Origin of the sequence: Synechococcus sp. MU1655 (genome assembly GCF_023630655.1) — a bacterium.
In the GTDB taxonomy this organism is placed as follows: Bacteria; Cyanobacteriota; Cyanobacteriia; order PCC-6307; family Cyanobiaceae; genus Synechococcus_C.
In genome coordinates this window covers 1-13,056 of record NZ_JAKUHK010000029.1, presented here as the reverse complement: position 1 = coordinate 13,056, position 13,056 = coordinate 1, and the positions used below count along the sequence as shown (strand labels likewise).

The 13,056-nt window shown below is 54.5% G+C and carries 15 protein-coding genes; 2 read left to right on the top strand and 13 right to left on the bottom strand.

Annotation, left to right across the window (positions count from 1 at the left end; translation table 11 throughout):
- The 4 genes from NCN04_RS02690 to NCN04_RS02675 all read right to left on the bottom strand — a co-directional run.
- The coding region (locus NCN04_RS02690; RefSeq protein ID WP_250395105.1) for a class II fumarate hydratase at window positions 1–923 on the bottom strand (923 nt) is incomplete at its 3' end.
- Complete coding sequence (locus NCN04_RS02685) at window positions 920–1,021, bottom strand: hypothetical protein (protein WP_048347168.1); 102 nt, start codon at window positions 1,019–1,021, stop codon at window positions 920–922. The genes NCN04_RS02690 and NCN04_RS02685, both read right to left, overlap by 4 nt.
- A 4-nt stretch (window positions 1,022–1,025) precedes the next feature.
- Window positions 1,026–2,321, bottom strand: a complete 1,296-nt coding sequence (gene purB / locus NCN04_RS02680) for an adenylosuccinate lyase (protein WP_048347167.1) — start codon at window positions 2,319–2,321, stop codon at window positions 1,026–1,028.
- A 65-nt stretch (window positions 2,322–2,386) separates the two neighbouring features.
- Complete coding sequence (locus tag NCN04_RS02675; protein ID WP_048347166.1) at window positions 2,387–2,650, bottom strand: hypothetical protein; 264 nt, start codon at window positions 2,648–2,650, stop codon at window positions 2,387–2,389.
- Window positions 2,651–2,748: 98 nt separating this feature from the next.
- Here NCN04_RS02675 and NCN04_RS02670 point away from each other — a divergent pair, with 98 nt between their 5' ends.
- Entirely contained in the window at window positions 2,749–3,567 is an 819-nt protein-coding gene (locus NCN04_RS02670) for a TlyA family RNA methyltransferase (protein WP_048347165.1), read from the top strand.
- On the opposite strand, the gene NCN04_RS02665 is transcribed toward NCN04_RS02670, so the two are convergent.
- Entirely contained in the window at window positions 3,556–3,894 is a 339-nt protein-coding gene (locus NCN04_RS02665) for a P-II family nitrogen regulator (RefSeq protein WP_011620239.1), read from the bottom strand. The genes NCN04_RS02670 and NCN04_RS02665 overlap by 12 nt on opposite strands.
- A gap of 31 nt (window positions 3,895–3,925) precedes the next feature.
- Window positions 3,926–4,153, bottom strand: a complete 228-nt coding sequence (locus NCN04_RS02660) for a hypothetical protein (RefSeq protein WP_048347164.1) — start codon at window positions 4,151–4,153, stop codon at window positions 3,926–3,928.
- A 150-nt stretch (window positions 4,154–4,303) separates the two neighbouring features.
- Between NCN04_RS02660 and queF the strand changes: the two genes are divergently transcribed.
- Window positions 4,304–4,714, top strand: a complete 411-nt coding sequence (gene queF / locus NCN04_RS02655; RefSeq protein WP_048347163.1) for a preQ(1) synthase — start codon at window positions 4,304–4,306, stop codon at window positions 4,712–4,714.
- Here the strand turns inward: queF and NCN04_RS02650 are convergent.
- The 7 genes from NCN04_RS02650 to NCN04_RS02615 form a co-directional block, all read right to left on the bottom strand.
- Window positions 4,686–5,993, bottom strand: a complete 1,308-nt coding sequence (locus NCN04_RS02650) for a cytochrome c biogenesis ResB family protein (protein ID WP_250395104.1) — start codon at window positions 5,991–5,993, stop codon at window positions 4,686–4,688. The two genes, queF and NCN04_RS02650, sit on opposite strands and share 29 nt — an antisense overlap.
- 4 nt (window positions 5,994–5,997) lie before the next feature.
- Window positions 5,998–6,666 carry a cytochrome c biogenesis CcdA family protein gene (locus NCN04_RS02645; protein WP_245407371.1) on the bottom strand — a complete coding sequence of 223 codons (669 nt, stop codon included), beginning with the start codon at window positions 6,664–6,666 and terminating at the stop codon, window positions 5,998–6,000.
- 89 nt (window positions 6,667–6,755) lie between these two features.
- Window positions 6,756–8,000: an FtsW/RodA/SpoVE family cell cycle protein gene (locus tag NCN04_RS02640; protein WP_048347160.1), complete on the bottom strand. Its 1,245-nt coding sequence runs from the start codon at window positions 7,998–8,000 to the stop codon at window positions 6,756–6,758.
- Window positions 8,001–8,121: 121 nt separating this feature from the next.
- Window positions 8,122–8,322 carry a phycobilisome linker polypeptide gene (locus NCN04_RS02635; RefSeq protein WP_011620233.1) on the bottom strand — a complete coding sequence of 67 codons (201 nt, stop codon included), beginning with the start codon at window positions 8,320–8,322 and terminating at the stop codon, window positions 8,122–8,124.
- Entirely contained in the window at window positions 8,322–8,810 is a 489-nt protein-coding gene (gene apcB / locus NCN04_RS02630) for an allophycocyanin subunit beta (protein ID WP_011620232.1), read from the bottom strand. The genes NCN04_RS02635 and apcB overlap by 1 nt, the downstream gene beginning before the upstream one ends.
- 42 nt (window positions 8,811–8,852) lie before the next feature.
- Window positions 8,853–9,338 carry an allophycocyanin subunit alpha gene (gene apcA, locus NCN04_RS02625; RefSeq protein ID WP_048347159.1) on the bottom strand — a complete coding sequence of 162 codons (486 nt, stop codon included), beginning with the start codon at window positions 9,336–9,338 and terminating at the stop codon, window positions 8,853–8,855.
- Between the two features lie 583 nt (window positions 9,339–9,921).
- Window positions 9,922–13,056, bottom strand: a 3,135-nt coding sequence (locus NCN04_RS02615; protein WP_350223225.1) for a phycobilisome rod-core linker polypeptide, incomplete at its 5' end; no start/stop codon positions are given.

The following is a 13,056-nucleotide window of genomic DNA, read 5'->3' as shown; positions in this document are numbered from 1 at the left end:
GCTAGCCCAGCGCGTGGGCCGCAGGCAAGGAGACGGAGGTCGTTGGCGATCTTTAGCAAGCTCACCGCGAGGAGTCGCAGCTGGCCCATGGCATTCACCAGGCCGTCATGGCTTGCCATCACAGCAAACTTGTTCGGAGCCGAGGTCAAGGGCAACCCGCTTAGGCGTGCCAGTTCAGTCGCTGCCTGAGCGGCGAAGCCTTCCGGGGCATTGAGGCCCGTTCCAACCGCGGTGCCGCCTAGCGGGAGCGGGTACAGCTCCTGCAGCGATGTTTCGATTCGGTCCCTGGCACTGCTGAGTTGATCGCGCCAAGCAGAAGCTTCTTGGCCAAGGGTCAGCGGCACAGCATCCTGTAGGTGGGTCCGGCCAATCTTCACGATGTCTCTCCAGGCCTCACTCTTGGTGGCAAACGCCTCGCTGAGTTGTTGGACTTCCGGCAACAGTCGGTGTTGGATGCCTGCTGCTGCAGCGATGTGGATCGCTGCGGGGAAGGCGTCGTTGGTGGACTGCGAGCGGTTGACGTGATCGTTGGGGTGTACTGGCTGATGGCTGCCTAATGGCTCCCCCTCGCTTCGCGATACGAGGTTGCTGATCACCTCATTGACATTCATGTTTGTTTGGGTGCCGCTACCGGTTTGCCAAACCCTTAGGGGGAACTGATCGTCGTGACGCCCCTCGGCTATGTCGGCCGCCACCTTCACGATCAGGTCGCGTCGGTTGTGATCCAACACCCCCAGGCGAGCGTTCACGATCGCTGCCGCCTGTTTGATTTGCGCTAAGGCATGGATCAGATCAACAGGAATGCGGTCATCGCTGATGGCGAAGTTCTGCAGGGATCGCTGGGTCTGTGCCCCCCAGAGGGCTTTGGCCGGCACCTCTACAGGCCCCATGCTGTCGTGTTCAGTCCTTGTTGTTTGGGTCATGACTTTGCCTCAGGGCGAAGCACCAGCACGATGATGAGTAGCATCCCGCTCACGCTTACAACCACATAAATCCAGTCGGCATAGGGAGTCCAGAACATTGACTCAGAGGCCGAGTCGGTCCCAGACGACTCCTAGGTTGGCTTGGTGTAGCTGGGTGCTGAAACACTCCGCTAGTTGGTCAGCATTGAGCTTGTTGCTCACCTCGGGATCGCTTTGAAGGTTGGCGCGGAAGTCACCTCCATTGGTGTTCCAAGCGCTGTGGGCGTTGCGTTGCACCACTTCGTAAGCATCCTCCCGGCTCATACCCCCATCCACGAGGGCGAGCAGTACCCGCTGGCTGAAGACCACCCCTCCGTAGACATTCATGTTGCGGATCATGTTGTCTGGGTAAACCCCAAGGCCAGAGATGACGGCGGTCATCTCTCGCAGCATGAAGTGCAGGGTCACAGAGCAGTCCGGCAGCATCATCCGTTCCGTTGAACTGTGGCTGATGTCACGTTCGTGCCAGAGAGCCACGTTTTCCAGAGCCGCCACCACATAGCTACGCAGCACGCGCGCTAATCCGCTGATGCGCTCGCTGCGAATCGGGTTGCGTTTATGGGGCATGGCCGAGCTTCCTTTCTGTCCCTTGGCGAAGCTTTCTTCGACCTCAAGAACATCAGTGCGCTGCAGGTTGCGAATCTCGGTCGCGAAGCGATCGAGCGAGGCTCCAACCAGGGCGAGGATTTGTACGTAGTCGGCATGGCGATCGCGGGAGATCACTTGAGTGCTTGCCGTGTCGGGACTGAGGCCGAGAATCTCGCAGGTGAGCTTTTCCACCTCTGGGTCCGTATTGGCGTAGGTGCCCATGGCCCCGCTTACTTGGCCTACGGCTACATCACGCTCTAGGCGAGCCAGACGCTCACTATTGCGGCGGGTTTCGGCCAACCAGCCAGCCAACTTGAAGCCAAAGGTGATCGGTTCTCCATGGATCGCGTGAGAACGGCCGATCATCACGGTGGCTTTGTGTGCGGCCGCCAGCTTGGCAATCGCGTCGTCCAAGGCAGCCAACTCCTGGCGCAGAAGAACGACTGAGGCTTTCAACTGCAGCGCCAGGCCTGTATCAAGAACGTCGCTACTGGTCATGCCGACGTGGATGTACCGTCCTGCATCGCCAACGTGCTCATTCACATTGGTCAAGAAAGCGATCACGTCGTGACGGACCTCGGCCTCGATCTCAAGGATCCGCTCCGGTTCAAACGCCGACTGTTCGCGAATCGTTTGCATCGCATCCTGTGGGACACGACCAAGCCTGCAGTTGGCCTCACAGGCAGCAACCTCAACATCCAGCCAACTTTGGTATTTGGCACGGTCTGTCCAGATCTCGCCCATCTCGGGCAGGGTGTATCTCTCGATCAAGGGCCAGCGCGTGGCGACAACTCAACCAATGTATGGCGCTGAAGGCTTGGACATTGCGATTAGCTCTAAGCCGATGTGAGGCGGCGATGCTCAACTTCCCACTGAACGTTCTGTCCCCAGGCTTGCTGACGCACCCAGCAGAGGCCCCCACGACATTCAATGACTTGAAAGGGAGGGAGATCTTGGGGGTGATTGTCGAGCGTGACAAAAGACCCAGGGGCCAGTAGCTCAAGTACGCGGTTCGACGCCTCGCTGGACTTGCGACAAAATTTGGCTCGAAGGGACTGGCGGCGTCCGCTTTTGATGTTGAAGACGTTGTTGGCTGACACGGACTTGCGTGCGGCTTGCGAAGATCTTCAGGGAGGTCTGCGGAACTCCGGGTGGAACTCCGGTATTTGTTTCGGTTTCACGGTGCTTTTATGTCGAAATGGTTCGTAAACAGCGTTTAGATCTCCACATGCTGACGTTGGGGTTGGCTGCATCCCGTCAGCAAGCGCAACAGCTCATCCGCGCCGGCAAGGTCAGAGATCATCGGGGGCAGCTGCTCGACAAGCCAGGTCAAACCGTTTTGATCGATCTCGAATTGATTGTGGAGCAGCCTCCTCGGTTTGTGTCTAGAGGTGGTGAAAAGTTGCTGGCAGCGTTGGAGGCTTTCCCTGTCTCGGTGGAGGGGCGCACCTGTCTTGACGGAGGGATTTCGACGGGTGGCTTCACCGATTGCTTGCTGCAACACGGAGCTCGTCGGGTTTATGGCATCGACGTTGGCTATGGCCAGACGGCCTGGAGTTTGCGCATTGATGAACGCGTTGTCCTTAAAGAGCGCACCAATTTGCGCCGACTGACCGCAACTGAGCTCTATGGGCCTGAAGACGACCTCCCCACTCTGGCTGTTGCAGATGTGTCGTTTATTTCCTTGTCTCTTGTCCTTCCAGCTATTCGCGCCTTGCTGGAACCGCGGGGGAGCGAAGCATTGGTGTTGGTGAAGCCTCAGTTTGAAGTGGGTCGCGATCGGGTAGGTAAAGGCGGGGTGGTGCGAGATGGCTTGGCTCACAGGGATGCGATTGCCTCAGTGATCGATTCCGCACACTCCCTGGGCTGGAACGCCCTGGGAGTTGTGGGATCGCCGATAACAGGTCCCGCCGGCAACCACGAATATCTGTTGTGGTTAAGCGAGCTTGAGCCACATCAGATTTCTGATGAAAAGATTCGAGAGGTGATTCAGGACACCCTGAGATCAGAGGGCTGAACTGTCACGATCGCCGGTGCGAATCCGTACGACGGTGTCGACAGAAGAAACAAAAATCTTGCCGTCGCCGATTTCTCCCGTTTTTGCTGCTTCCGCAATGGCGTTAATCACAGCTTCAACGCGGTCATCGTCGATCACAACGTCAACTTTCAGCTTCTGCAGAAATTCAACAGTGAATTCAGAACCGCGATATCGCTCTACTTGCCCCTTCTGACGACCGAATCCGCGCACTTCGCTCACGGTCATGCCCACGATGCCGGCATTAACCAAAGCTAATTTGACGTCCTCAAGTTTGAAGGGACGGATGACGGCTTCGACCTTTTTCATGGATTGTTGAGTGATCGTTCTCTTGAGTGTGTCAGGAATTGAGCTGAGATGACAGGGCCGGGAGAGGAGAAAGGTTCAATCCGGCGTTTGAGGCATCCTTGATCAACTCATCGACATTCGACTGACTCACCGTGGCAAGGCCCTCAGCGAGTAGCTCCCAATGGGACTTTTCGAAGTGAGTTTGAAGCCACAACATGCCGTGAACGCTCTCAGGCTGTAGACGGAGAGCCTGTCCCTCGGTAATCAGACTGAGATCCATTGCAAGCAAGTCCAACACCCCCCTATTAGGCCTGCATTCCTGTTTATAGGTTGTACGTGTTGATACCAAATCAAGCAGCGCTGAGCTCCACTCAACAGTTTTGGAGGGCTGGCTTTAGGGTCGGGCGCTGGAGTTTTCCGTATTCGTTCGATGAACAATCCCGGCACTGAGCTCACCAAAACTCCGCTGTATGGCGAAAGAGCTATTGCAAATGCGGAGTTGATCTGTTTCGACAACCCAAGGCCAGGGCGCCCCTATGAGGTGTCGATCGAATTGCCTGAATTTACTTGCCTTTGCCCCTTTTCTGGTTATCCGGACTTCGCGGTATTGCGCTTGATTTATCAGCCCGGACCGCGAGTGGTCGAGCTGAAAGCGATCAAGTTGTATATCAATCACTTTCGCAACACTTCGATCTCCCATGAAGAGGTGGCGAACAAAATTCTTGATGATTTAGTCGCGGCCTGTGCCCCCGTTTGGATGCAGCTCGAAGCTGATTTCAACCCTCGTGGCAATGTTCATACGGTTGTAAGAGTCAGTCACGGGACCCGTCAATCCTGCTGATCAGGATTGGCAATTCGGCCGCAAAGCCAGCGAGATTTCGATTGCAAAGTCCGCCAATGTGCAGCTGTCTGTTGGATGGCTGAAATGGTGGCGGGTCGAGTACGGCCCAGAGCTGTCGGGTTGCGATCAAGCTGAGGCCTCCGCCAAGCAGTGTGATCGCGAAACCTGCATAAACGAGAGGGACACCTGGGTCACGCTTAAGGAGCAGTCCGCTGGCAGGCATGATGTCGGCCACTCTCAGGGGCAGTCCTTTGATTTCAGTGGATGCCCCGCCAGGTCGCAGGTTGCCCAGCAGAGATCCGTCTGCATCGAACACCTGAACAGGGCCCTGTTCACTGCTTGTGCTCATCAGCACAGGTTCGGATCCGTCTGGCCGTGTGGGAAGCACCAGACCCCAAATTTGTTCCCCGAGCTCGGGAAAACTACGGAGAGGTAATTGCAGTTCAGGACTCTTGCCGATCTGCACGGTGATCGCAGCTAGCGACCAATCCGCTTGATAAACAGTCATCCCTCGATAGCGGAGCGGATGATTCACGCTGATCATGCGCTGCTCTGAAGGCCCTCCTGGAGGATCAAGTCTCAGGGTTGATCGGAATTGTTCGGTGCGTCCCGCCGGATCACGCTCAATCGCGAAGCGTTCGAGGGTGAGCGAAAGCCGGTTGTTGCCAGATGGGTCAAGCAGGTCGAGAGCTCGGCCGGGCGCAAGGAAGCGTTCCAAGCGGTTTCCAGAAAGTGCTCCCCATGCAGCACCGATTAGCAGCAGCACCAAGCCGGTGTGGACCAATAAGGGGCCAACCTTGCCAATCACGCCACGCCGCGCCGCGAGGCGAGCCTCTTGCCTTTGGACCTGCCAGCCTTGCTTTTGGAGTTGCTCACTCAGTGTGTCTAAGGCCGACTCACCGTTGGAACAGTGAATTGATTCGGCCAACGCCAACTTGCTCAGTTGTCTGGGTTGGCGGTAGTCAATCCAGCGCATCGTGGCGAGTAGTGCTGGCCATTGACGACGCCAGCTGCACAAGATCAAGGCCAATCCCAGCCAAGCCAAAAGGCTTAAAAACCACACGCTGGAATAGATGCTGTCCAACTGCAGTTGCAACATCTGTTCGCCATTGATCATTCCCAGCCATGGGTCTGCATTGAATCGCTCGAGATACAAATCAGGCGCTTCGTTCTGGGGAAGAATGGTCCCAAGGGCGCTTGCTCCCGCAATCAGCAGAAGGAGCAGGATCGCTAATCGAAGATCCGAAAGCAGGGCAAAGAGTCGGCGCAGTGCAGGCATCAGATCAGGTCAATCTCGCTAACAAGGTGAGCGTGCCTGTGGCAAACAGGATCACCCCACTGATGGGAGGAACCCAGCGGCCGATGGGCCGTAACGCCAGCAACCGTGGTAGTGAGGCTGCCAAGTTGCCTGCAAGGAGGAGAGGTAGGACTTGACCAATCCCGAAGCTTGTGAGCATCAGCACCCCGAGGAGGGGACGTCCCGTGCTTGCAATCCAGCCAAGTAGCACAGCCAGTACCGGAGTTGTGCAGGGTGAAGCAGCGAGACCAAACGCTAATCCGGCCGCAACAGGGGCTAGCGGAGCGGGCACCTTGCTTGTCCAACGCATGGGGTCTGGCCCTGCGGGAAGGGGGATTCGAACCACGCCGAGAAGATTGAGCCCCATCACCATTGCTAGGACCGCAACAAGGGTTGGTACCAAACCAGGAACTTGACCGTAGATGCGGCCCAGCAATCCACTCAGGCTTCCAAGCACAACCAGGGCTCCCACGATGCCAGCGCAAAAGGAAAGACTGCGTTGCCAAGGTTTTTGCTTGTTCTCGAAGCCGGCTAGGTACGCGAGGGTGACAGGTAGCAAAGAGAGGGAACAGGGGCCCAGGCTCGTTAAAGCTCCTCCTGCAAAGACAAGAGCCACAGTGATTGGACCAGGCTGCTGTAGCGCATGGTTGAGCAGTTGCTCGCTGTTGCGGGCAAGGTCGGACAGTGCCAGCTCGAATGAGGAAATGGTTGTACCGGTGCGACCGGGATCAATTCAAGTTCACCTTATCCACCGCGCTGTTGCTCGCGGAGGCTGCGACCACCGATTAAGCCTGTGGATTCGAGTGAGCATCGGATTAATAAGCCAATAATCACCATGCTGGAGAGCAATGAATTTCCTCCGTAGCTGACCAGAGGAAGGGGGAGGCCTGTTGTGGGCATGGCTCCGGAGGCCACGGCAATATTCATCAGTGACTGTCCTACGAGAAGGGTTGAACAGCCAATGGCGGTAAGCCTTGCCTGGTTGCTTCGGCAGCGCAAAGCAACACGAAGCCCCAAGAAGCCCATCAGCATCAAAAACACCAGCAACATCACAGACCCCACGAAACCGAACTCTTCGGCATAGACAGCGAAGATGAAATCTGTGCTTTGGATGGGCAGATATTGCAGTTTCTGGGTTGATAGGCCGAATCCCTGCCCAAAAATCCCACCTGATCCAATCGCGAGCAGGCTTTGAATGAGTTGATATCCATCACCCTGGGGATCATTCCAAGGATTCAGAAACGAGATCACCCTGATGCGTTGGTATTCATTAATCAGGATGCTGCTGATTCCGAGCATGCCTCCAGCTAGTGCGGTCCCAAACAGTTGAAGCAAGGGAAGCCCTGCAGAGAATGCCATTAACCAGATCAACAGACCGATCAGTGATGCTGTACTGAGATTCGGCTGTTTGAGGATCAGCAGAACGAGGATGGCGAAGCTTGATAGCCAGAGCAGCTTTTGATCGAGTGCGTTCCGCTTCCAATGGGCGAAGAGATTGGCAGCCTGAAGAACCACAAACGGTTTAATCAACTCTGATGGTTGGATCTGGATAGGACCAATCACCAGCCACCGACTTGCTCCATTCACCGTGGTGCCCATCACCAAGGTGGCAGCCACCATCAGACAGCCGATCCAGAGACCAGGGCCGGCGATTTTGAGCCAACGTCTCAGTGTTGTGGACGCAACGAACGTCATCAGGCTCCAGCTAGCCACCATCCAGACCAGTTGGCGTTTGAGGTAGTAAGCCCCTTCTCCCTGTTCGCGAGCAGCAACCCACCAGCTCGCCGATGCCAAGACCAATAATCCAGCAACACACCAGATGGCAGTGAGACTCAGGAGCAGCCTTGCCTCTGTTGGCCAAAGAGACCAATTGAGAGGTAACAAACGTTGCCAGAATCCATGCGGATTGGATGCTGAATCCTTAGGGCTTTTAAGAGCCCCCTTCCGCGTGGGTCGGCTCCTTCTGGAGGTCACGCTGGTGTCGCTCAAGAGATCTAGAGATGAAGAGTCCGGCTTCTATTGAGCCGCCCTCTGAACGTTTTGCCAAGCCAAAACAATAAAAAACCCGACCTAGGCCGGGTTGATGTGATGCATTGAAACGCGTTGGTGATTAATTCCCAACGTTGACCTGAAGGCCACCTGTACAAAGTTCAACTTTGATGATGCGGCCACCTTGCTTCTGGATTCGCTGTTGTTCAGCGAACCAGCTCTCGTAGGGAACCCACTTGGTGAAAAAAGTGTTCTGCAACTCTCGCTGCGAACGGACCTTCTCAGGTGAGGGGATGCAGGCTGTGACCTTGAAGAGACGCATCAGTTGCCGAGTCCAGAACAGATGTAGTCGAAGTAGACACCCATCTCTTTTCCAGCATCAGGGCCGACCAGGGAAGCGGTGACTTCTTTCATGGCTTGGATGGCCTGGACGGTTGCGCCGATCGGCACTCCCAAGGAGTTGTAGGTCTCTTTGAGGCCGTTCAGAACACGCTCATCAAGGATGGAGGTGTCACCAGCGAGCATCGCGTAGGTGGAATAGCGCAAGTAGTAATCCAGGTCGCGGATGCAAGCTGCGTAGCGACGCGTGGTGTACATGTTGCCGCCTGGACGTGTGATGTCCGAGTACAGCAGGGATTTGGCTACAGCTTCTTTAATGATTGAAGAAGCATTGGCACTGATCGTTGCTGCAGCTTTCACTCTCAGCTCACCACTGGTGAAATACTGCTCGAGGCTGGTCATGGACGTGGTGTCCAAATACAAGCCTTGAACGTCGGACTTGTTAATAACGTTGGTGATCGCGTCTTGCATGGATCAGATGAAGTGGCGTGGAAGATTGGTGATTCCGATGATTCAGGCGAGAGCGCCGATCACGTAATCGAAATAGAAGCCAGCCTCTTCGGCATCTGAGCCCGTGAGGATACTCATGGCAACTGATTTCATTTCGCGCACTGACTCAGCCAGGGCTTCAAGAGGTGTGCCGAGCGAGCGATAAAGCTCACGGGCACCAATCACGCCAATCTCTTCGATCGGAGTGACATCGCCAGCAACGACTCCGTAGGTGACAAGACGGAGGTAGTAATCCATGTCACGCAAACAGGTTGCGGTCATCTCTTGACCGTAGGCATTGCCACCAGGGGAAATGACATCGGGACGTTTCTGGAACAGCTGACCACCTGCTGTTTTGACGATGCGCTCACGGCTCTCGCTGAGAACCTGGGCGACACGCAAACGGCGTTGTCCGCCACTGACAAAGGACTTGATCTGGTCCAATTCGCCAGGATTGAGATAGCGGGCTTCGGCGTCCGCGTTGATGATCGAGTTGGAGACGATGCTCATGCAGTTCTACCTCGAAACAAGCGGCCGCCCGAAGGAGGCCGATATGCCGGTGAATGTGGGGTGTATTTGGTGATCTCAAAGAGATCGGTAAGCAGCTTAAGGGCTGCTTGGGGGTTGGACGGGGAATCCAGGTCGAAAAGGGTGCAGATGTTGTATCTGTTGACCTTTCTCGAAGAAGTTGGAAGTGGCGGCAGCCGTATCCAACTTTCGCCTCTTTATTCTCCTTCAACAGTCAGAATCGCCTCTGAGTCGGTAACAGATCTTCATTGCTGCCGAGCTGGTTGCGAGTCGCCTTGTATTAAGAAGTTCATGGGCGATACTGCTCAATTCGCAAATGCGAAATGCAGAAGGTTGTTTCGCGTGTTTCAAGCCTTGTGATCTTCCGTTTTGGAGAGTCAGAGTATTGATTTTCGAGCACCTTCTTTGGAGGGGTAATGTTTATTTGTTTGTTTGTTGTGAATTTTATGCGTTTGTTTTGCTGTTAGGGGTAAATATTCCTTATTTGGGTTTAATTAGTCAATGTATCCAATCGCTGTTAGTTGCTGGTTGTTGTTTGGCTATGTCCTGGCTCGATGAGGAAAACTCATAATGGTGAGTCTGTGGGTGGATTAAGTCCTGCGTTGCCTCGGTAAAGCATCGACGTGCGGATCATTGTGGCTTGGTCTTGCCCTGCCGAAGTGGTCATGCCGTTAATTTGTGGGACATCATCTGCCTCTTCTTGCTTCCTTTTGTTGAGCAAGTCAAGAGTGGCCTGAGGTTGACCGTCTCGTGCGCGGGTGATTAAAAATTCCGAGACTTCTGCTGGTGTGCTCGCGCGGCCGAGTAATGCAAGTCCTGCCGCCGCTGCTGCGCGAAGAGGAGACATGCTGGATAAGCGGTTTTGAAAAGCTTCACTCAGGGCTACGGATTTCACAAATCCTGAGAGGTCAACTTCCTTATTGCGCAATTGTGATTCAGCTGTGATTAAGCGCTCAGTGTCGAGAGGTATGCGATTTAGAAGTTGTCTGTAAGTTTCTGAGATCGCTATTTGTAGCTCTTCCTCGCTAAACGGCGGCTTAAGTTGAATGGAGGAGGAGATTCCGCCTCTACGTGTGAAACCACTTGCGTCTTGCGTTTGAAGGGCATTGGCTAAGCCAGACTTTTGCTTCCCCAGAATTGAGGATGTAAAAGTGAGGTTGCGGATGGATCGACTTGTATTTGAGTCAGATTGGGAGGCTAAGTTTTCCTTAGAGGGAAGAACTAAAGCTTCCAGCTGCGGGCCGGTGGTGAGCTGGGTGGGAGCAAGGATTTGCTCTCCTCTCATCTTCTTCAAATTGCTGAAGGGTTTCCTTCCAGAGAAAGAACTGAGCTTGACTTGGAGCAGGCGATTGCAGTCTTCAGGGTTGCGACGTTTCATCATGTTCTTAATGGCCTGTCGTTGCCCTTCTTCAGCTCGCGTCTTCAGGAATTCTGCGACCTCTGATGGAGTAGCCGTTTTCCCAAGGAGGGCAAGACTTGCGGCAGGTGCAACCCGTAGGGGGGCAATTCGCGAAAGCCTTTGCTGGAATGCATCGCTCATCGCGACGGCTTCTATGAATTCCGCCAAATTGATATCTAAGTTGCGTAGTTTTGATTCAGCACTTGTAAGTCTCTGATCATCAAAGGGTATGAAATTAATCAGTTGTCGGTAAGTTTCTTCGACTGCATATTTTAATTCGTCTTCTGTAAAAGGAGGCTTGAGCTCGATCCAAGATGAGATCCCTATTTTGCTGGCAAAGCCTGCTGCATTCTGACTGTCAAGAGCGCGACTCAGTCGTGCACCTGGCACCTCTGGAGATGCTGAGCCTTTGAAGCTGACTTTCCCTGCCCAAGTGGGTTGCTTTGCACTGGTTGTAGTGCTTCCAGCTTGGGTCAGCGCAATGGACTCTTCACGTGAATCAGTTTTGCGGAGTGGCTCCGATTTGATCCAGTTGTCAATCGAGCCGCTCGATTGAGACTGAAGATTCCTTGGGGTTATGTCACCAGGGGTCTTGAAGCTGTTCCCTGATTTAAGTTCAGGGCGTGCTCTTAGGTTGAACTCAATTTGGGCTTCAAGATTGAGTTGCTCTTTCCATGTCGGCGCACGTCGACTGGTGAGGTCCTTTGGAGTGATGAAGCGTTCATAGGGAACGGTGTCATCACCGAAGCATTCTGAAAACTCTGGACCATTGATCAGAGCATCGACCACGCCATAGAAGCCCTGACGCGCCGCGGTGTCGAATAGAGCGTCGATTTCCCAGCGGCCAAATGTGGGGCGACCAAGCAGACGTCGGTGCATGACTTCGATGGCCTTGGCGATGTACAGGCCTTCCCAGTAGCGACGACGGAATGGACTCGACCTTGCCACGAGGCGAATGAATTCACGCAGATTGATATCACCGTTCTCAAGTCTGTTTTCGGCGCTTTCAACTCTCTCGGTGGCGTAACCAGTATTCCCGAGAACCTGCACATAAACAGCTTTAATCACTGCTTGGGTACTGGACTCAGTTTCACGGATGCTGGGTTGTCCAGCTCTGCGTGGGATTGCGTTACCCCCAGTTGCGATCTGTTGAAGACGCACAATCTTGGGTCCAAGTCGGCGAGGTCGGCTACTGCGGAACTGGGGACTGTCCATTTGACCCGGTTGGGTCAGGCCGTTACTCACCAGTAGCCGACGGGTGTCGTATCCGAAGGGGGCTGGGCGGGTGGAAACTGATGCAGTTGCTGAAGGGAAAATGGCTCCGTATTGATTGCCGATTGGATCATTCCCACCGCCGTAGACGTGCTGGTCTCCTAGGGGCTGTCGATAGGCCGCATAGAGGGTGACGTATTGAGGTGCAGATTCAAAAGGGGCGCTAAATCGGAAGAGGCGGCGATTTGAACCCCAGCCAGCACTTTCCTGTGCCTCTTCTCCGAGATCACGGAGGTAAGGAACGGTTTCCTCTCCGAAGGTTTGGGCGTACTCCGCGCCGTTAATCAAGACATCGACAAGACCATTGAGGCCTTGATCGCTAACGATCGAGAAGGCCTTTCGAAATTCTTCAAGGGAACTGATTCCGCGGCCAAGAAAATGTCTGTAAGCAAGTTCTACGACTCTACTGTTGACGAATCGGCCATAAAACTGGGTCCTGTATTCCTTGCTTTTTCCTAGTGCACGAATGAATTCGCGCATGGATAATTTGCCCTGCACGAGCTGGCTGGCTTCAACTTCACAAGGGGTTTGCGAGTAACCCTTAGCGATGTCCCGTTCGAACACCTGCCTATAGGCAGCGCGAACAATCTCCGCTTTCTCAGCGCCGGAAAGTCCTGAACGCATTTCAAAACGCTGAGCCGTTTCGGCTGCCAACGCGTAGATCGCAGGGAGTTGAAGACCCTGGCGTACGGAACTGCCTAGTTTCTGACGTGTCGAAGGTGATGGGACCGCAAGCTCTTTGAGCAGGACGTCAAAGCATTCGATGGTGAGACGACGGGCCTCAGGGCGATCTCTTAATAAGGCGGCAGATGCTGCACGCATTTCTTGGAGGGCCACGTTCGTTGCCAGAAGGGAGCAACCCTTTTCAAGCAGGTCCCTTAAGCCGCGTGTATTAACAGCAAGAATGCTTGGGTCTCCAGCTACTAAGGCGTAGCCGACATAGCGAAGGAACCATCCAAGATCGCGCACAGATTTGCGCATGTTCCCTGGGCCGTATTTCGCCACACTGATGGCTGTAAACCCTGTTGG